Source organism: Saccharopolyspora mangrovi (assembly GCF_035320975.1).
Classification (GTDB): domain Bacteria; phylum Actinomycetota; class Actinomycetes; order Mycobacteriales; family Pseudonocardiaceae; genus Saccharopolyspora; species Saccharopolyspora mangrovi.
On record NZ_JAWLNX010000005.1, the window covers coordinates 252,678 to 271,070 of the forward strand.

Annotated in this window: 15 protein-coding genes and 1 pseudogene; 9 read left to right on the plus strand and 7 right to left on the minus strand. The window is 70.6% G+C overall.

Translation table 11 applies throughout. The features are described from left to right. The first annotated feature begins 91 nt into the window (after positions 1-91). From R4I43_RS09820 to R4I43_RS09840, 5 genes and pseudogenes are all read left to right on the plus strand, one after another. On the plus strand, positions 92-1,471 hold the full coding sequence (locus tag R4I43_RS09820; RefSeq protein ID WP_324265254.1) for a sugar porter family MFS transporter: 1,380 nt from the start codon (positions 92-94) through the stop codon (positions 1,469-1,471). Beyond that, entirely contained in the window at positions 1,468-2,097 is a 630-nt protein-coding gene (locus R4I43_RS09825; RefSeq protein WP_324265255.1) for a nucleoside/nucleotide kinase family protein, read from the plus strand. The genes R4I43_RS09820 and R4I43_RS09825 overlap by 4 nt, the downstream gene beginning before the upstream one ends. A 324-nt stretch (positions 2,098-2,421) precedes the next feature. Then, on the plus strand, positions 2,422-3,876 hold the full coding sequence (locus R4I43_RS09830) for a PucR family transcriptional regulator (protein ID WP_324265256.1): 1,455 nt from the start codon (positions 2,422-2,424) through the stop codon (positions 3,874-3,876). Positions 3,877-4,111: 235 nt separating this feature from the next. After that, positions 4,112-5,859, plus strand: a pseudogene (locus tag R4I43_RS09835) (rhamnogalacturonan lyase). Positions 5,860-6,180: 321 nt separating this feature from the next. After that, complete coding sequence (locus tag R4I43_RS09840) at positions 6,181-8,022, plus strand: hypothetical protein (protein ID WP_324265257.1); 1,842 nt, start codon at positions 6,181-6,183, stop codon at positions 8,020-8,022. Between the two features lie 110 nt (positions 8,023-8,132). Here R4I43_RS09840 and R4I43_RS09845 read toward each other — a convergent pair whose 3' ends face one another. The 4 genes from R4I43_RS09845 to R4I43_RS09860 all read right to left on the minus strand — a co-directional run bounded on the left by R4I43_RS09845 (position 8,133) and on the right by R4I43_RS09860 (position 12,712). Continuing rightward, positions 8,133-9,131, minus strand: a complete 999-nt coding sequence (locus R4I43_RS09845; protein WP_324265258.1) for a LacI family DNA-binding transcriptional regulator — start codon at positions 9,129-9,131, stop codon at positions 8,133-8,135. A 364-nt stretch (positions 9,132-9,495) separates the two neighbouring features. Next, a complete protein-coding gene (locus R4I43_RS09850; protein WP_324265259.1) occupies positions 9,496-10,461 on the minus strand; it encodes an alpha/beta hydrolase in 966 nt (321 codons plus the stop codon). A 14-nt stretch (positions 10,462-10,475) separates the two neighbouring features. After that, positions 10,476-12,080: an MDR family MFS transporter gene (locus tag R4I43_RS09855; RefSeq protein WP_324265260.1), complete on the minus strand. Its 1,605-nt coding sequence runs from the start codon at positions 12,078-12,080 to the stop codon at positions 10,476-10,478. After that, positions 12,077-12,712, minus strand: coding sequence for a TetR/AcrR family transcriptional regulator (locus R4I43_RS09860; protein WP_324265261.1), 636 nt, complete (start codon positions 12,710-12,712; stop codon positions 12,077-12,079). The genes R4I43_RS09855 and R4I43_RS09860 overlap by 4 nt, the downstream gene beginning before the upstream one ends. Before the next feature lie 80 nt (positions 12,713-12,792). On the opposite strand from R4I43_RS09860, the gene R4I43_RS09865 reads away from it, so the two are divergent. Next, positions 12,793-13,224, plus strand: coding sequence for a MarR family winged helix-turn-helix transcriptional regulator (locus R4I43_RS09865; protein ID WP_324265262.1), 432 nt, complete (start codon positions 12,793-12,795; stop codon positions 13,222-13,224). A gap of 41 nt (positions 13,225-13,265) precedes the next feature. Then, on the plus strand, positions 13,266-14,051 hold the full coding sequence (locus R4I43_RS09870) for an arylamine N-acetyltransferase family protein (protein ID WP_324265263.1): 786 nt from the start codon (positions 13,266-13,268) through the stop codon (positions 14,049-14,051). A gap of 28 nt (positions 14,052-14,079) precedes the next feature. On the opposite strand, the gene R4I43_RS09875 is transcribed toward R4I43_RS09870, so the two are convergent. Both R4I43_RS09875 and R4I43_RS09880 read right to left on the minus strand, forming a co-directional pair. After that, a complete protein-coding gene (locus R4I43_RS09875; RefSeq protein WP_324265264.1) occupies positions 14,080-15,279 on the minus strand; it encodes a glycosyltransferase in 1,200 nt (399 codons plus the stop codon). Between the two features lie 63 nt (positions 15,280-15,342). Then, positions 15,343-16,119 (minus strand): adenylate/guanylate cyclase domain-containing protein, encoded by a 777-nt coding sequence (locus R4I43_RS09880; RefSeq protein ID WP_324265265.1) that lies wholly within the window; start codon positions 16,117-16,119, stop codon positions 15,343-15,345. 307 nt (positions 16,120-16,426) lie between these two features. Here R4I43_RS09880 and R4I43_RS09885 point away from each other — a divergent pair, with 307 nt between their 5' ends. Both R4I43_RS09885 and R4I43_RS09890 read left to right on the plus strand, forming a co-directional pair. Next, a complete protein-coding gene (locus R4I43_RS09885; RefSeq protein ID WP_324265266.1) occupies positions 16,427-16,711 on the plus strand; it encodes an ArsR/SmtB family transcription factor in 285 nt (94 codons plus the stop codon). Then, positions 16,708-17,097 carry a VOC family protein gene (locus tag R4I43_RS09890; protein ID WP_324265267.1) on the plus strand — a complete coding sequence of 130 codons (390 nt, stop codon included), beginning with the start codon at positions 16,708-16,710 and terminating at the stop codon, positions 17,095-17,097. The genes R4I43_RS09885 and R4I43_RS09890 overlap by 4 nt, the downstream gene beginning before the upstream one ends. 68 nt (positions 17,098-17,165) lie before the next feature. Here R4I43_RS09890 and R4I43_RS09895 read toward each other — a convergent pair whose 3' ends face one another. After that, positions 17,166-18,314: a trans-sulfuration enzyme family protein gene (locus R4I43_RS09895; protein WP_324265268.1), complete on the minus strand. Its 1,149-nt coding sequence runs from the start codon at positions 18,312-18,314 to the stop codon at positions 17,166-17,168. Positions 18,315-18,393 lie beyond the last annotated feature (79 nt).

The following is an 18,393-nucleotide window of genomic DNA, read 5'->3' on the forward strand; positions in this document are numbered from 1 at the left end:
CGGATCTACAGTGCCGATCACTCAAAGCGGAGTCCGCGCTGCGGCGCGCACGTCGACCCGCATCGCAGCGGGTCCGGGGAGGGCAACACCCATGACCACAGCAACGGGCCCGGAGACATCCGCGGCACCTCGCGGCCGGCGCGGAGCCGTGCTCGGCGCGTCGACCATCGCCGCGCTCGGCGGTCTCCTGTTCGGCTACGACACCGGCGTGATCTCGGCCGCGCTGCTCTACATCGCCCCGGAGTTCGCGCTCTCCGACGGCATGCAGCAGTTCGTGGTCGCGTCCCTGCTGCTCGGCGCGATCGCCGGCTCGATCGGCGCCGGTCCGGTCGTCGACCGCATCGGCCGCAAGGTCACGCTGATCGCCCTGTCCGCCGTGTTCTCGGCGGGCGCGCTGCTGTCCGCGCTCGCACCGGACACCACGGTCCTGGTCGTGGCGCGGGTCCTGCTCGGCCTGGCCATCGGCGGGTCGTCGCTGGTCGTGCCCACCTACATCGCCGAGATCGCGCCGCCGACGCTGCGCGGCCGACTGGTGTCGATGAACCAGCTCATGATCACCATCGGCATCTTCGCCTCCTACCTGGTCGGCTACGCCTTCGCCGAGAGCGGCGGCTGGCGCTGGATGGTCGGGCTGGCCCTGGTGCCGTCGGTGATCATGCTGGTCGGGCTGTTCACGCTGGCCGAGAGCCCGCGCTGGCTGCTCGCGCGCGGCCGCGCCGAGGACGCGCGGCGGGCCCTGCTGCGCACCCACTCGCCCGCCGACGCCGAGGCCTCGCTGGCCGAGATGTCCGAGGCGATGCGCGAGGAGAGCAAGTTCAGCTACCGCGACCTGCTCAGCCCCAAGCTGCGCCCGGCGGTGCTGCTCGGCTTCGCGGTGGCGGCCACCAACCAGCTGGTCGGCGTCAACGCCGTCATCTACTACGCGCCCACGATCCTCAAGCAGGCCGGGATGGGCGACTCCGCGGCGATCCTGTCCTCGGTCGGCATCGGCGCGGCGAACATGATCTTCACGATGATCGCGCTGCTGTTCATCGACAAGGTCGGCCGCCGCCCGCTGCTGCTCGGCGGCACCAGCGTGGTCATCCTGGTGCTGTTCGGGCTCGGCGCGCTGTACCTGCTGCCCAGCGTGCACGGGCTGGGGCTGCTGCTCACCGGTGGTCTGATGCTCTACGAGGCGGCGTTCGCGGCGAGCCTGGGCCTGGCGATCTGGCTGATCAACAGCGAGGTGTTCCCGACCGCGGTGCGCGGCAAGGCCGCCGGCGTCGGCACGGTGACGCACTGGGGCCTGGACTTCCTGATCTCCATCTCGGTGCTGACGCTGATCAACGCGCTGACCCCGACCGGGTTGTTCTGGATCTACGGCGTGCTCGGCATCCTCGGTCTGGCCTACCTGTGGCGGAACCTGCCGGAGACCAAGAACCGCACGCTGGAGGACATCGAGAGCTCGCTGCGCAAGGGGAACCAGGCATGAGCCCCCGGCACCACGGCGACCTGCCCGGCCTGATCGACCGGGCCCGCGCGCTGGCCTCGACCGGCGAGCGCCGGGTCCTCGGCATCGCCGGCGGCCCGGGCTCCGGGAAGGGAACGCTGGCCGAGAAGCTGGTCGGTGAACTGGGATCGGCGGCCGTCGTGGTGCCGATGGACGGTTTCCACCTGGCCGAGGAGGAGCTGCGCCGCCTGGGCAGGCGGGACCGCAAGGGCGCTCCGGACACCTTCGACGCGGCCGGGTACGTCGCCCTGCTGCGCCGCATCCGCGAGGGCGGCGAGACGGTGTACGCGCCCAGGTTCCACCGCGAGGTCGAGGAGTCCTTCGCGGGCGCCATCCCGGTCGATCCCGACGTCCCGCTGGTCATCACCGAGGGCAACTACCTGCTCCTGGACGAACACCCCTGGTCGCAGGTCCGGCCCCTGATCGACGAGACCTGGTTCCTCGACCAGTCCGACGAGGAGCTCGTCTCCCGCCTGGTCGAGCGCCACGTCCACCACGGCAAGACCCGCGCCGAGGCCGAGGAGTGGGTCCACCGCAGCGACATGCGCAACGCCGCGCGCATCACTCCCACCCGCACCCGGGCTGACCTGCTGATCGCGGAGTTCTAGCGGAAAGCGCTGAGGCGAGGAGGCTTCCCTCTCCTCCTCGCCTCAGCGTGGTGTTGGCTGCTCGCGAACACCGACCCCCAGGGTGACGTGGCGCGGCGTCAACCGACGGCCGTTCGGCGGGACCCCGGGCTGACTCCCTCGCGCGTGATCCGCGCACCCGTCCGTCCACTTCCGCGGCGACGGGATCAGGTTAGAGGCGCCGGTCGCGGGCGTTCCAGTTCCGCCTTGCACAGTCGGCGCCGAAATCCGGGAACGGGATGCTGCGTCACCGAGGCCACCCCGTAGGATTCTCACCCGATCGTGTGATTTCCGGGGGTTCTCGTGGTGCCGTCACCCGGCGACGAGCGGGACTGCCTGCAGCGGCTCCGCCAGATGCAGCGCGACGCCGCCGAACCGGGCGGCCTGCGACGGCTGCTCGACCGCTTCGCCGCGGAGGTGGACGGCCACGCGGCCCTGTTCGACCAGGCGGGCAGGCCCATCGCCCCCGGTCACCCGCCTGCCTCGCTCACCGCGGCGGTGCGCCGCCTCCAGCGCGAGGGAACCCGCTCCGCCGTCGCGCGCGAGGGCCGCGACCAGCTCGCCGCGTTCGCCATCTCGGCCGAGCCCGACGCGCCGACGCTCGTGCTGGCGGGCACCGCGATCGACCGGTTCACCGCCGAGCCGAGGCGCACCGACTCCCTGCGCGTGCTGACCCTGGCCTGGCAGGCCCAGCAGGCGCAGGACCGCTGGCGGCGCATCGACGAGGCCAACGACCAGGTCCGCGAGGCGGTGCTGCACCTGCTGATGGACGGCGGTCTCACCGCCGCGCACCGCGCGGCCGCGGCGCTGGACGACCCGCTGCCGGACCCGATGCGGGTGTGGGTCATCGAGGTCGGCGCCATCGAGAAGGGCGAGCGCGACGCCGTCGCCGAAGCGCTGATCCGCATCACCGGCGGCCGGGCGTGGATGATCAAGTGCCCGGTCTACAGCGGGCACCTCATCCCGGCCGTGGCGCCGATGAGCTATCAGGAGGAGCAGGCGTGCCTGCGGGAACTGGTGGCGACCGCGAACGCCACCACCGGCCGGATCAGCGTGGGCGTCAGCACCTCCGTGCCGCTGCGGGACTTCCCCACCGGGTACCAGCAGGCGTTCCACGCGCTGGCGCACGCGCGCGGCAACGCCGAGCGCTTCGCGACGTTCCGCCGCAGCCACGACCTCGCCGCCGAGATCGGCGGGCACGGGCACGACTGGGCGCGCCGGGTGCTCGCGGGGCTGGAGGAGTTCGAGCCCGATCGCCCGCAGGACCCGACTCGCGAGGACCTGAGGGGCACGCTGGTGTCGTGGCTGATGTTCCACCAGCAGGCGTCCCGGCACCTCAAGATCCACCGCAACACGCTCAGCGCGCGGTTGCACAAGATCGGTTCGCTGCTGGGTCGCGATCTGCGCCGGCTGCCCGACCAGGCCTGCCTGGAACTCGCGCTGCGGCTGCGGGCCTCGGAGTCCCGGCCGCGGTCCGCGGGTGATCTCGACGACCTGCTGCGCCGCGAGGAGGTGCGCCGCTGGGCCGTACAGCTGCTGGCCCCGCTGCGGGATTCGCCGCAACTTCTGGAGACCGTTCGGACCTGGTTGCTCGCCGACGCCCGATCGACCCCCGCCGCCGAGGCCCTCGGCATTTCCAGCGCCGCGCTGCGCAAACGGCTCATCCGCGCCGAGCAACTGCTGGAACGCTCCCTGCTGCACTCGCCGTCGCTGAGCTACGACCTGCACTTCGCCTTCCGCGCCCTCGACGGCACGTGGTGAACCGGAACGCCCCCTTGCACTTCTGAAAGCCCTTTCCCTATGCTTCCCGAGCCTGGGGAAAGCGTTTACCGCACAGCTCCCGGAGGCCGAGGACCGCGGTTCTCGACCCGACGAATCCCGCGGTCTTTCGCCCTGGCGCAGGACGGCTCCATCAACCCGGGGTGCGTGCGGCACCCCTGAGACGATCGGAAGGTCCACGATGGATTTCAGGCGCCGGAAGCAACTGCCCCGAACCATGTTGCCCGTTCTCGCCGCCGCGCTGCTGCCGGTGACGTGGGCCGGGCCGGTGTCGGCCGCACCGGTGGCACCCGACCGGGCCGCGGTCGCGATCAGCGAGGACGGCGGGAACTTCGTGTCCTGGCGCAGGTTCGGCACCGACCCGGCGGGCACGGGCTTCGACGTCTACCGCGACGGCACCCGGATCACCACCTCGCGCGGCACGAACTTCTTCGACGCCGGAGCGCCCCCGCAGGCCCGGTACTCGGTGGTCCCGGCCGGGACCGCCGCGAGGGGCGCTGCTCCGGCGCGGACCTTCGCCGACCACCTCGACATCCCGCTGCAGGTGCCCGAAGGCGGCACCACGCCGTCCGGCGAGGCCTTCACCTACAGCGCCAACGACGTCAGCGTCGGTGACCTCGACGGCGACGGCCAGTACGAGTACGTCGTGAAGTGGGACCCCTCCAACGCCAAGGACAACTCGCAGGCCGGACACACCGGCAACGCGATCATCGACGCCTACCGGGCCGACGGGACCCGGTTGTGGCGCATCGACCTCGGCCGCAACATCCGCGCGGGCGCGCACTACACGCAGTTCCAGGTCTACGACTACGACGGTGACGGCAAGGCCGAGGTGGCGATGAAGACCGCCGACGGCACGGTCGACGGCGCCGGAAACCCGATCGGCGACGCCCGAGCCGACTTCCGCGACGAGAACGGCTACGTGCTCGAAGGCCCGGAGTTCCTGACGGTCTTCGACGGCACGACCGGCGCGGCGCTGCACACCACCGACTACATCCCGCAGCGCGGCGACCCGAACTCCTGGGGCGACAGCACCGGCAACCGCTCCGACCGGTTCCTGGCCGCCACCGCCCAGATCGGCGGGAAGCCCGCGCTGATCGAGGCCCGCGGCTACTACACCCGCACCGTGATCACCGCCTGGGACTTCAGCGGCGGCCGGCTCACGCCGCTGTGGACCTTCGACAGCGACACCGCGGGTGAGCAGTACGCCGGTCAGGGCAACCACAACCTGTCGGTGGCCGATGTGGACGGTGACGGCAACGACGAGGTCGTCTACGGGCGATGGCACTCGACGACACCGGGAAACCGCTGTGGAACACCGGTTTCGGACACGGAGACGCGTTGCACGTCAGCGACTTCGACCCCACCCGGCCCGGCCAGGAGGTCTTCAAGGTCGACGAGGACGAGACGCAGCCGGGGTCGTGGCTGGCCGACGCCGCGACCGGTGAAGTCCTCTGGCAGACGGCTCCTGCCGGCGACAACGGCCGCGGCGTGGCCGGCGACATCTGGCCGGACAACCCGGGCGCGGAGTACTGGTCGTCCGCCGAACCGCAGCTGCGCGACAGCGCGGGCAACGAGATCGGCGCCCGACCGGAGTCGATCAACTTCCTGGTGTGGTGGGACGGCGACACCGGTCGCGAGCTGCTCGACGACACCCACGTCGACGAGTACTCCCCCGACGGGCAGCGGCGGATCCAGGACTTCGAGGGCGTGGCGTCCAACAACGGCACCAAGGCCAACCCCGCGCTGTCGGCCGACCTGATGGGCGACTGGCGCGAGGAGGTCGTCTACCGCACAACCGACAGCAGCGCGCTGCGGGTGTTCAGCACGACCGAGCCCACCGACGTGTCGCTGCCGTCGCTGATGGAGGACCGCCAGTACCGGCAGGCCGTCGCGTGGCAGAACACCGCCTACAACCAGCCGCCGCACCCCAGCTTCGACCTCGGTTCGCGAATCGGGCGCTGATGCGGAGGGAGGAAATTCGTGACCTGAGAATTGAACCGAGGTAGGGTGAAAAACGTGCGCCCCACCGAGGGCGCACGTTTTCCGCTGCGCGGACGCGGAACGAAAAAGGGGAAATGCCGCGGAATCCGTGAAATCGGCTCGGCGACATCCGCTTTGCCCACCGCAGACTCACCAGCTGGGAAAACGGGAATCGATTGGCGCGCTGGCGCTTTCCCGCCGAATGCCTTCCGGGAATGCTCTTGATCGGTCTAGGGTGCCGAGCTGAGAGCGCTCTCACGCAGTGCGTTCCACGCATTGTCCTTTTCCGGAGGTGCTTGAAACATGACTCCCGTCTCACAACGGCGTGGGCGACGCCGGTTCCCGTTCTTCGCGGGATTGGCCGCTGTCGCCGCCGTGACCGCCGTCGCGCCGACCGCGGCGGCGATGCCCGGCGCGGACCACGCGCAACCCGCGAAGCCCGCAGCTCCGGCCCCCGGCCCGCAGGCCTGCGCGGGGACCGACACGCCGGACTTCGGTCCGAACGTGCGGATCTTCGACCCGTCGATGCCCGCGGAGACCATCCAGAAGCAGCTCGACGACGACTTCAACAACCTCAAGGACACGCTGGCCGACCAGATGTCCGAGGACCGGGTCGCGCACCTGTTCAAGCCGGGCGACTACACCGTCAACGACAACGTCGGCTACTACACCTCGGTGGCCGGGCTCGGGAAGAACCCGGGCGACGTCAAGATCAACGGCAACATCACCGTCGACGCGTTCAACGAGTCCGACCAGGGCAACGCCACCCAGAACTTCTGGCGCTCGGCGGAGAACATGACCGTCAAGCCCAACGGCGCCAACCGCTGGGGCGTGTCGCAGGCGGCGCCGATGCGCCGCATGGACATCCAGGGCGACCTGGACCTGTACCCGGAGAGCTACGGCTGGGCCAGCGGCGGCTACCTCGCCGACACCAAGGTCTCGGGCACCACCGAGTCCTCGTCGCAGCAGCAGTGGTACACCCGCGACTCGCAGCTGGGCGCCTGGGACGGCGGCGTCTGGAACATGACGTTCTCGGGCGTGCAGGGCGCACCGCCCACCGCGTTCCCGGAACCGCCGCACACCACGCTGGAGTCGACGCCGGTGTCGGCCGACGTGCCGTACCTCTACGTCGACGACGCGGGCAAGTTCCAGGTGTTCCGCCCCGACGTGCGCACCAACGCCACCGGCCCGAGCTGGGCCGGCGGTGAGACCCCCGGCAAGTCGGTGCCGATGAGCCAGTTCTACGTGGCCAAGCCGACCGACACCGCCGCGGACATCAACGCCGCGGTCGCCTCGGGCTGCAACCTGTTCTTCACGCCGGGCGTGTACCACCTCGACGACACCATCAAGATCACCAACCCGGACACGATCGTGCTCGGCGTCGGTTACCCGACGCTGATGCCCGACACCGGCAAGACCGCGATGGAGGTCGCCGACGTCGACGGCGTGCGCATCAAGGGCGTGCTGTTCGACGCGGGCACGCAGAACTCGCCGAGCCTGCTGACCGTCGGCGAGGAGGGCGCTTCGGCGGACCACTCGAAGAACCCGACGATCATGCAGGACGTGTTCTTCCGGCTGGGCGGAACGGTGGCCGGCAAGGCGACCAACAGCCTGGTGGTCAACAGCAAGAACGCGGTCATGGACCACATCTGGGCCTGGCGCGCCGACCACGGCAACGAGGGCAGCTTCGGCTGGGACGTCAACCCGGGCGACACCGGCGTGGTGGTCAACGGTGACGACGTGACGGCCACCGGCCTGTTCGTCGAGCACTACAACAAGTACCAGGTCATCTGGAACGGCAACAACGGCAAGACGATCTTCTTCCAGAACGAGATGCCCTACGACGTCCCGGACCAGGCCTCGTACATGAACGACAACGGCCTGGAGGGCTGGGCCGCCTACAAGGTGGGCGACCAGGTCCAGAACCACGAGGCGTGGGGGTTGGGCAGCTACTGCTTCTTCAACACCAACCCCGAGGTGAAGAACCACCACGCCTTCGAGGTCCCGGCGAACCCGGGCGTGAAGTTCCACAGCATGGCGACCGTCTCGCTCAACGAGAAGGGCTCGATCACCCACATCATCAACGACACGGGCGATGTGACCCCGCCGGCGACGACCCCGTCGAACCTGGCGAACTTCCCGTGACCTGACGCATCACCGAGAACCGGGCGGGGCCACCACGGCCTCGCCCGGTCCTCCTCGCTCGCGGGGGCTGGAGCAGGGCAGGCCCCATCGGAACCTGCCCCAGCGGCCGTTCAGGAGGAGTCGCGGACGACGAGTTCCGTGGGGAGGGTGAGCTGCGGTTCGACGGCGCCGTCGCTGATCAGGTGCAGCAGCTGGGAGGCGAGGTGGCGGCCGAGGCCGTCGATGGGCTGGCGCACGGTCGTCAGCGGCGGCTCGGTGTAGCGGGCGCGGGTGATGTCGTCGAAGCCGACCAGCGCCATGTCCCCGGGGACGCGAGAACCGCTCTGTCGCAAGACGTGCAGCGCCCCTTCGGCCATCAGGTCGGACGCGGCGAAGACCGCGTCGATCCCGGGCTCCTCGGACAGCAACCGCTCCATCGCCACCTCGCCGGAGGTGCGGGTGAAATCCCCGGCCGCCACGACGGGTTCCTGCGCGTCCCCGATGGCGTCGAGGTAGCCGTCGAGCCGATCCATCCCGGCGATCATGTCCGACGGCCCGGTGATCGTCGCGATCCGCCGCCGCCCGGACACGATCAATTGCTGCACGGCAGCCCGGGCGCCGCCCCGGTTGTCCACGCCGACGCTGGGCACCTCGACCGGCCCGAGGACGCGTTCGTTGCTGACCACCGGGATCCCGGACTTCGCCAGCGCGACGGCCAGCGGGTCGGTCCCGTGCAGCGAGGCGAGCATGACGCCGTCGACGCGTCCGGCCACGGCCGAGCGCTCGATCCGGTCGCGGCTGGCGGCGGAGCCGGCCAGCATCAGCACCAACTGCTCGTCGGCGGTCTCCAGCTCCTGGCTGACCCCCTGGATGAGGCGCGGGAAGAACTGGTCGTCGGAGAACACGCGGGTGGAGGACTCGGGCAGCACCAGCGCGATCAGGCCGGTCCGCTGCGTGACGAGGCTGCGCGCGGCCTGGTTCGGCACGTAGCCGACCTCGGCGATCGCGCGCTCGACCGCCCGCCTGCTGGGCGGGGCGACGGGCTGATCGTTGATCATGCGCGACACGGTGGCGCGGGAGACCCCGGCGCGGGCCGCGACGGTTTCCAGGGTCGGCCGCCGGTTGGCCATGCCCCTCCCCCTCGGTGGTTCCAGAGCTGAGGGCTGAACGCTACCCAACTCGGACAGCCGCGGTCGGCGAATCCGCTCGCTCGCCGGGTGGTCCCGCCTGGCGGAAGCCGAAACGCCGCAGAACAGACGACAGGTGCGAACTCCCGCGTCCGCGTTGGCGAGAAGCGGACAGGGCTCAAGCGGAACGTTGACTTCCGATCCGGGTCGAGAAAGCCTGAACTCGGGGGCGCTCTCGGATCCTCGTCCCTCCGGAGTTCGGAGCGTGAAACATGACCAGACCGCAACGTGGCTGGTGAGAAGTTTCCGCCCGGGGAAGACTCGGGGCGCGTCCGCACCCTCCCGCGCGGGCGCGCCCCGGACCTGCTCAGTCGGCGACGCGAACCGGCTCCAGCGCCGCCGACAGCTCCGAGCAGAGCTCGCCCAGCGCCTGCGGAGCGCTGCGGCAGACGTTCGGGAACGACATGTACCCGTGCGGCATGCCGACGTAGGTGGTGGTGCGAACCGGGACTCCGGCGGCCCGCAGCGCCTCGGCGTAGCGCAGGCCGTCGTCGCGGATCGGGTCGTGCTCGGCGACCTGGATCAGCGCCGGTGGCAACCCCTCGTGCGTCGACGCCTTCAGCGGGGAGGCCAGCGGGTTCGCCGGGTCCTGACCGCCGAGGTAGGCGTCGCGCATCGTGCGGGCCTCCCGGGTGGTGATCACCGGGGCGTTGGCGTTGCGCTCCAGCGATTCGCTGCCCAGCGTCAGGTCGGTGGCCGGGTAGATCAGCCCCTGGAAGGCGATCTCCGGCCCGGACCGGTCCCGCGCGAGCAGGCACATCACCGCTGCGAGGTTGCCGCCGGCGCTGTCGCCCATCACCGCGATCCGCCCCGGCACGGCGCCGAGGTCGGCGGCTCGGCCCGCGAGGTCGAGCAGCGCGGCGTAGCAGTCCTCGACCGCCGCCGGGAACCGGTGGGCGGGCGCGAGCCGGTAGTCCAGCGAGACCACCACGGCCCCGACCTCCTTGGCGACCCGGCCGCACAGCCAGTCGCCCATGTCGAGGTTCCCGCTGATCCAGCCGCCGCCGTGGATGTTGATGATCATCGGCAGCGGCTCGGCGGCGCGCATCGGCCGGTAGACGCGGATCCCGATCCGGCCGGTAGACCCGGCGGCGGTGAGGTCGCTGGTGATGACGCCGGACGGGCGGGCGCCCAGCAGGTAGTCGACGATCCGGTTGCGCGGCAGGTACTTCGGCTGCCGGGCGATCAGCTGCTCGTCGGTCATCCCGGTGACGCTGGGCGCCAGGCTCAGCGCCTTGCCGAGCATCCGGACCCGGAGATCCATCTTGGCCATGCGGGCTCCTCCGTTCAGTGCGTCTTGGCGGCGGCGCGCTGCTGCGCTTCGAGGGCTTCGGCTTCCTCGCCGCCGATGGCTTCGCCGCGCGCGACCAGCCCGGCGACGTCCGACAGCGGGATCTGCTTGAGCAGCAGCGACAGCAGGAACGCCACGCCCATGAACGGGACCAGGTACCAGAACACCGGCGCCAGGGCTTCGGCGTAAGCCGACACGATCGCGTCACGCACCGGTTCGGGGAGCTGCTCGAGCATGGTCGGCGACAGCGAGACCGCGGACTGCTGCGCCTGATCCGCCGACGCACCGGCCCCGGCGAAGATCTCGGTCAGGTTCTCGGTGAGCCGGGTGGAGAAGATGGTGCCGAACACCGCGGTGCCGAGCGCCCCACCGACCTCGCGGAAGTAGTTGTTGGTGCTGGTCGCGGTGCCGATCATCGACGGGTCGACGGAGTTCTGCACCACCAGCACGACGACCTGCATGATCAGGCCCAGCCCGGCGCCGAAGACGAACAGGAACACGCACAGCAGCCACACCGGCGTGTCGGCCGACAGCGTGGTCATGGCCAGCATGCCGGCCGCGGTGATCAGCGTGCCCAGGATCGGGAACAGCTTGTAGCGGCCGGTCTTGGTGATCAGCGCACCGGAGGTGATGGAGGTCAGCATCAGACCGGCCATCATCGGCAGCATGGCCATGCCCGACACCGCGGCCGAGGTCCCGGTGGACATCTGCAGGAACGTCGGCAGGAAGCCCAGCGCGGCGAACATGCCCACGCCGAGCACGAGTCCGATGCTGGTGGCGTTGACGAAGATGGGGTTGCGGAACAGCGACAGCGGGATGATCGGGTCGCTGGCCCGCGACTCGACCAGCACGAACAGCGTCGCGGCGACGACGAGACCGGCCGCCCACAGCCAGGTTTCGGGTGCGCTCCAGCCGTGCGCGGTGTCACCGCCGAAGTCGGTGAAGAAGATCAGGCTCGTGGTGGCCAGCGCCAGCAGCACCACGCCGGGGACGTCCAGCGGCTTGGTGGCCTTCTTGCTGGGCAGCGTCAGCGCGAAGTAGGTGATGGCGAAGGCGGCGATGCCGATCGGGATGTTGATGTAGAACGCCCAGTGCCAGGACAGGTGGTCGACGAAGAAGCCACCGAGCAGCGGTCCACCGACCGCGGCCAGGCCGAAGATGCCGCCGAGCGGCCCGAGGTACTTGCCGCGCTCGTTGGCGGGCACGATGTCGGCGATGATCGCCTGCGAGAGGATCATCAGGCCACCGCCGCCGAGGCCCTGCGCGGCGCGGAAGAACACGAAGGTCCAGAAGTCGGTGGCCACGGCGCAGCCGACCGAGGCGGCGGTGAACAGCGCGATGGCGATCAGGAACAGCTTGCGCCTGCCGAGCACGTCGCCGAACTTGCCGTAGATCGGCATGACGATGGTGGTGGCGAGCAGGTAGGCGGTGGTGATCCACGCCTGGTGCTCGACGCCCCCGAGGTCGCCGACGATGGTGGGCATCGCGGTGGACACGATGGTCTGGTCGAGGCTGGCCAGCAGCATGCCCGCGATCAGGGCGCTGAAGATGATCCAGATTCGCCGCTTGGTGAGCAGTAACTTCGGTTCGGTTTCGGTCATCGGGTCCCTCCGGTGAGCGCGGCCGCGAACACCTCACGGGCGGCCACCAAGCGGCGTCGCATGATCGTGTGCAGCGGATCTGAGTTGTCGGGATCGAGGAACTGGCCCATGCAGGCACCGCCGAGCGCGCTGACGAGCTGGACGGCGACCTGCCCCCGCAGGTCGTCCTCGGGCAGGCCCTCCCGGGCCCGCACCAGTTCCACGTCGGCCCGCTCCCGCGCGCGGATGCTCTCGAAGAGCCGGGACAGCAGCCGCGGTTCGCGCTCCATCGCGGCGACCAGGTCGGCGACCTGCTCGGGCGTGAGGCCGATCTCGGTCCAGCGGTCGACGAGCATCGCGGCGTAGTCGTCGAGCAGGCTCGCCGACACCCCCGGCTCGTCCGGGTCACCTCCGGCGGTGAACCGCTCCTCGATCTCGTGCTGGTCCCACAGCGTTGTGAACCCCAGTACCGCGTCCTCCTTGGACGCGAAGTAGTTGAAGAAGGTGCGCCTGGAGATGCCCGCCTCGTCGCAGATCTCGTCCACGGTGAAGCCGGACAGCCCGTCCTCGGCCGTGCGGCGGCGCGCGGCGGCGGTCAGCCGGTGGGCCGTGTTGACCCGACGCTTGCGAGCAGGAGTTGCACCATCAACCACAGAGTGCATTATTGCACTCTCGGCGTCAGGGTGCAGAGATGGCCGTGTGAGGTAGAACTGGGCCCGGGGAGGTGGGTGTGGTGGACGCCATCGGCACCGGGCTGGACAGCCTCGGGTACCGGTTCAACATGATCGCCCGGATGGCCCGCGCGAACTTCGAGCAGCGCCTGGGCGAAGCCGGTGCGAGCTTCACGACCTGGACGATCCTGGAATCGCTCACCGTGCACGGGCCGATGATCCAGCGCGACCTGGCCGGATCGCTGCACGTCAGCGGCCAAACGCTGGCCCGTCAGGTGGACCGGCTGGTCGAGACGGGCTGGCTGGAGCGCGGCGAGGCCGAACGCGACCGCCGCACCGTGCGCCTGCACCTCACCGACGAGGGCCGCGCCGCCCACCGCCGCCTGCAGCAGGCCTCCCGCGAGGCCAACGAGCAACTCGTCGCCGGCCTGTCGTCGCCCGAGGTCGACCAGCTCAACGACCTGCTCGCCCGGCTGGCCAGGAACTTCGAGTGAACCGTTGACCTCCACCGCGCTCGAGGTGTGAGGCTGGCGACATGACCGACACTTGGGACGTCGAGGCCCTCGACCTCGACGCGTACCTCGCCCGCATCGGGCAGTCCGCGACGCCGCCGTCCGCCGAGGCGCTCGCCGCGCTGCACGAGGCGCACGTGCGCGCGATCCCCTTCGAGAACGTCGATCCGGCGCTCGGCCGCACACCGCGCCTCGACCTGGCATCGATCACGGCCAAGCTGGTGCGCAGGCAGCGCGGCGGCTACTGCTACGAGCACGGCCTGCTGTTCGCCGCCGCGCTGGAGCGCCTCGGCTACGAGGTGTCGCGCCGGGCCGCGCGGGTCCAGCCGCACCGCAACGGTCCGCGCACGCACATGAACCTCGTGGTCACCGCCGACGGCGTGGAGCACCTGGCCGACGTGGGCTTCGGCGCGGGCGTGCTGCGCCCGATGCCGCTGGCCGACGGCGCGGTGGTCGACCAGGCCGGCTGGAAGCACCGGCTGGTCCGCGACGGTCGACTGTGGACGCTGGCGAAGGAGACCGCCGAGGGCTGGGAACCGCTGCACGCCTTCGACGACCAGCCGCAGCGCCTCATCGACTACGAGGTCTACAACCACTACACGGCCACGCACCCGGACTCACCGTTCACCGGCAGGCTCGTCGTGATGCGGCTCGACCACGGCATCAGCCGCAAGCTCATCGGCGACACCCTCGTCGTCGAGCGACCGGACGGCTCGCAGGAGTCGACCCCGGTCACCGATCGCGCCGAAGCCCTCCGCGCGCTCGACGTCGTCCTCACCGACGAGGAGCTGGCCGCGCTCGAGGCGTAGCCGCTGCTTCGGGCGCGGGGCTCGGTTCTCAGACCAGCTGCTCCAGGTCCGCCACGATCCGCGACAGCGGTGGCAGGGCCATCGTCCGGCGCTGCATCCCGCGGGCCGCGCTGCGGAACGCGGGTTCCTCCAGCACCCGCAGCACCGCCTCGTGCAGCGCCGGGCCGGAGGCGTCCTCGACGTTGAGCGCGAGTCCCGCGCCGAGCTCGGTGATGCGCTCGGCGTTGGCGGGCTGCTCGGCGAACATCGGCAGGCCCACGATCGGCACGCCGGCGTAGAGCGATTCGCGGGTGCTGTTGAAGCCGCAGTGGGTGAGGAACGCGTCAACGGCCGGCAGCAGCGTCTGCTGCTGGACGAACGAGGTCAGGTGCACGTTCTCCGCGCGCTGGCCGGTCCACTCCCGCGGATCGCGGCTGGCGCCGAGCGCGACCACGCCGGTGACCGGCAGCTTGCCGAGCGCTTCGATGATCGTGTCCAGCAGCTGCGGGCGCTCGCCGAGCATCATCGGCGCGTTGGAGCCGAGGCTGGCCAGCACCAGCGGACGGTCCGGCAGCGCGGCGATCTCGGGGTCGAGCTGCTGCTCGTCATCGGCGGGAACCCGGTAGTGGTGCGCGGATTCGATGCGCGCGTGCTCGGGGTAGAAGACCTCCGGGACGACTCCGGCGCGGAAGGTGCGCATCGGCTGCCACGGGTCGTCGATCGCATCGAGCCCGAAGTGCGCGCGACCGGCGTTGATCTCGGCGGTCACGACCGGGTCCCCGTGCGGGGCCATCGGGCCGATGTCGAGCACGGCGCTCGGGATGCCCCACTTCTCGGCCGCGAAGTAGCCGCCGAACTCGGTGCCCTCGCGGACGATGAGGTCCGGCGCCTCGCCGTTCTCGAGCAGCCGCTCGCCGAAGTTGCGCCCCAGGACCCCGATGAAGCTCCGGCTGAACATCGCCGCGGTGACGCCGGTGGTCGCGGTGCCGCACCGCTTGGCGACCTCCTCGAACTCGGTGGTCAGCCCGTGCCCGGCCGGGGCGCCGGCGAGGTCGCGCATGGTCAGCAGGCCGGGCAGCACCAGCGGGCGCAGGCCCGCTCGCTTCACGGCGCCGACCATGTCTTCGCTGGTGGCGACCCGGACGTCGTGGCCGGCGTCGCGCAGCTGGCGGCCGACCGGCAGCAGCAGCGGGACGAGGTGCGAGTAGACGGGCATGGCGGTCAGGACGATGCGCAAGGTCAATCCCATTCGGCCGGGTTCGCAGGCGAACTAGACAGCATGCTGTCTAGTTTCGACGGTACACCCGCCCGATCACCGCCCGTGGCGCGGAACCACGGTGAACACCGCCAGGTCCTTCGGCGTCCCCTTCGCCCGGAACCGGCGGCTGCGCGCCACGTACCGCTCGCGGTCGGCGGCCTCCAGCACCTGCTCGGTGACCAGCACTTCCCCGCCGCTGGCGGCGTCGGCGACGCGCGCGGCGATGTTGACGTCCACTCCGATGTAGTCCTTGCCGACCTTGCGCGGCCAGCCGCGGTGCAGACCGACCCGCAGCGACGGGCGGTAGCCGTCGTGGTTGAGCGCGCTGACGGCCGAGCCCAGCGCGGCGGCGGCCTCGATCGCCTTGTCGACGTCGGTGAAGGCCACCATCACGCCGTCCCCGAGCGACTTGACCACCGCACCGCCGTACCCGCCGACGACGTCGTCGGTGACATCGAAGAACTCCCGCAGCAGCCGCAAGACCTGGTCGTCCCCGGCCCGCAGCGCCCAGGTGGAGAAGCCCACGAGGTCGGTGAACATGATCGTCACCGCTCCATCGGTGGCGCCCTTGCTGGTCAGCGCCTGCCAGGCCTGCACGGTCGCCAGCCCCAGCTCCCGCACGGCGCTCGGCCGATCGCCCGCCACCTGCAGCATCAGCCGGGCCACCCGGTCCGAGGGCGTCCCGTCGCCGGAGAACCCGACCTCGCCCGATCCGGGCAGCATCCGCCGAACCCCGCGCAGCGCTCCCACCACGCGACGGCTCTGGTTCACCTGCCGGACCCGGCCCCCGGCCCGCCCCCAGAACCCGGCAGGCCGCGACTCATCGATCATCCCGAACTCCTCGCCACCCGACCACGGCACCAGAGTACCCAAAACCTACTCCGAAGTAGGTTGAGCGCGTGCGTTCCGGATCACTCCCGACCAGCCCACGGAGATCGTCCCCCCTCACCAGCAGGCCCCCGACCTGGGCCTCTCGATCCAAAACCTGCCTCTCCGGGTGAAGTTCCGGGTTTCAACGGAAATCCGAACCCCGATTTCAATGGAAATCAGTGTTCCGATTTCCATTGAAATCGTGTCACCGGGCACCGGCACGAGCTCGAGTTGACATGCAAGTCGTCACTTGCCTATCGTTCCTGGTGTGGATGACGCCGTGTTCAAGGCGCTGGCTGATGGGACGCGGCGCACGATCCTCGACGAGCTGACCGAGCAGGACGGGCAGACGCTGTTCGAGATCTGCGCGCGGCTGGCGACCAAGCACGGGCTCGCCTCGTCGCGGCAGGCGATCTCGCAGCACCTCGACGCGCTGGAGTCCGCGGGCCTGGTCCGGACGAGCCGGGAAGGCCGCTACAAGTTCCACCACATCGACACCGCACCGCTCGAACCGATCGTCGAGCGCTGGCTCGCAGAAAGGCCGGGAAGATGAGGATCAACCTGCACAGCATGATGGTCGACGACCAGGACAAGGCGCTGCGGTTCTACACCGAGGTCCTCGGGTTCGAGCTCAAGCACGACATCCCGATGGGCGAGTTCCGGTGGATCACCCTCGTCTCCCCGGAGGACCGCGCCGGCACCGAACTGGTCCTCGAACCCGATCAGCACCCGGCGGCCAAGCCGTTCAAGCAGGCCCTGGTCGCCGACGGGATCCCGTTCACCTCGTTCGCCGTCGAGGACGTCCAGGCCGAGTACGACCGCCTCACCGCCCAGGGCGTCCGCTTCACCCAGCAACCCACCGACATGGGCCCGGTCACCACAGCGGTCCTCGACGACACCTGCGGCAACCTCGTCCAGATCGCCCACGAGAAGGCCTGACCAGGACGCCCACCGGCCCGCTTCGCGAAGTGGACCAACGACAGCGCCCCGGTCTCGTGCCTGTGGGATCAGCCGGTTCGGTCGAGGGCTTGGTCGAGGTCTCGCCAGAGGTCGTCCGGCGATTCGAGGCCCACCGAGAGGCGGAGCAGGCTGTCCGGGATTCCGGCTGCCGCGCGGTCCTCCGGGGCGACGATGTGGTGCGACAGCGACGCCGGGTGCTGCAGGAGCGTGTCGGTGCTGCCGAGGCTGACCGCCGGGGTGATCAGGCGGACGGCGGAAATCACCTCGTGCGGCGAGGTTTCGGTTTCGAACGACAGCATCGCACCGCCGGTGGCGAGCTGGCCGAGCTTGCCCGGGTCCGGGTAGTGCACCGCGCTGATCCTCGGGTGGGCGAGCAGCCGCTCGGCCAGGACCGCCGCCGTGGCCGACGCACGTTCCATCCGGACCGGCAGCGTGGCCAGACCGCGCAGCAGGAGGTAGGCGGCGGAGGGGTGCAGCACACCGCCGGTGGCGATGCGAACCTGCCGCAACCCGCGGGCGAAGTCCTCACCGCAGGCCACCACCCCGCCCATCGCGTCCCCGTGCCCGCCCAGGAACTTCGTCGCGCTGTGCACCACCACGGCGGCGCCGAACTCGGTGGGCCGTTGCAGAGCCGGGGTGGCGAAGGTGTTGTCGACGAGCACCGGAACGTCTCCCGCGGCGTCCACGACGGCGCGGATGTCGATCTCCGCGAGCGTCGGGTTGGCGGGAGTCTCGATGATGACCAGCCCGGTGTCCGGGCGGATCGCGGCACCGATCTCGGCCGGGTCCGACCAGGTCAGCTGGTTCCCCAGCAGCCGGGACGCGATGAGGTGGTCGCTGGTGCCGTAGAGCGGCCGCACCGCCACGACGTGCGGCCGGCCGGCGGCGACGGTGGCGAGCAGGCACGCCGAGAGCGCCGCCATGCCCGAACCGAAGGCCACACCGGACTCGCAGCCTTCGAGCTCGGCGATCGCCTCCTCGAACCGGGCGACCGTCGGGTTGCCGAGCCGGGCGTAGATCGGCATGCCGGACACCTGGGCTCCGGTGGTCATCGCGTCGAGGCGCTCCGCCTCGTCCCTGCTGTTCCGGCTGGGATGGGTCGTCGATAGGTCGAGCGGTACGGCGTGCAGGCCCTGGTCGGCGAGGTCGTCGCGGCCGACGTGCACGGCACGGGTCCAAAACGTCTGCTCTGTCACCGCCCCAGGATCAACACCGATCCGGCCTCGCGCGTCGACGCCCGGACGGACACCGGGGCGACCCCGACTTCGCTCCGCC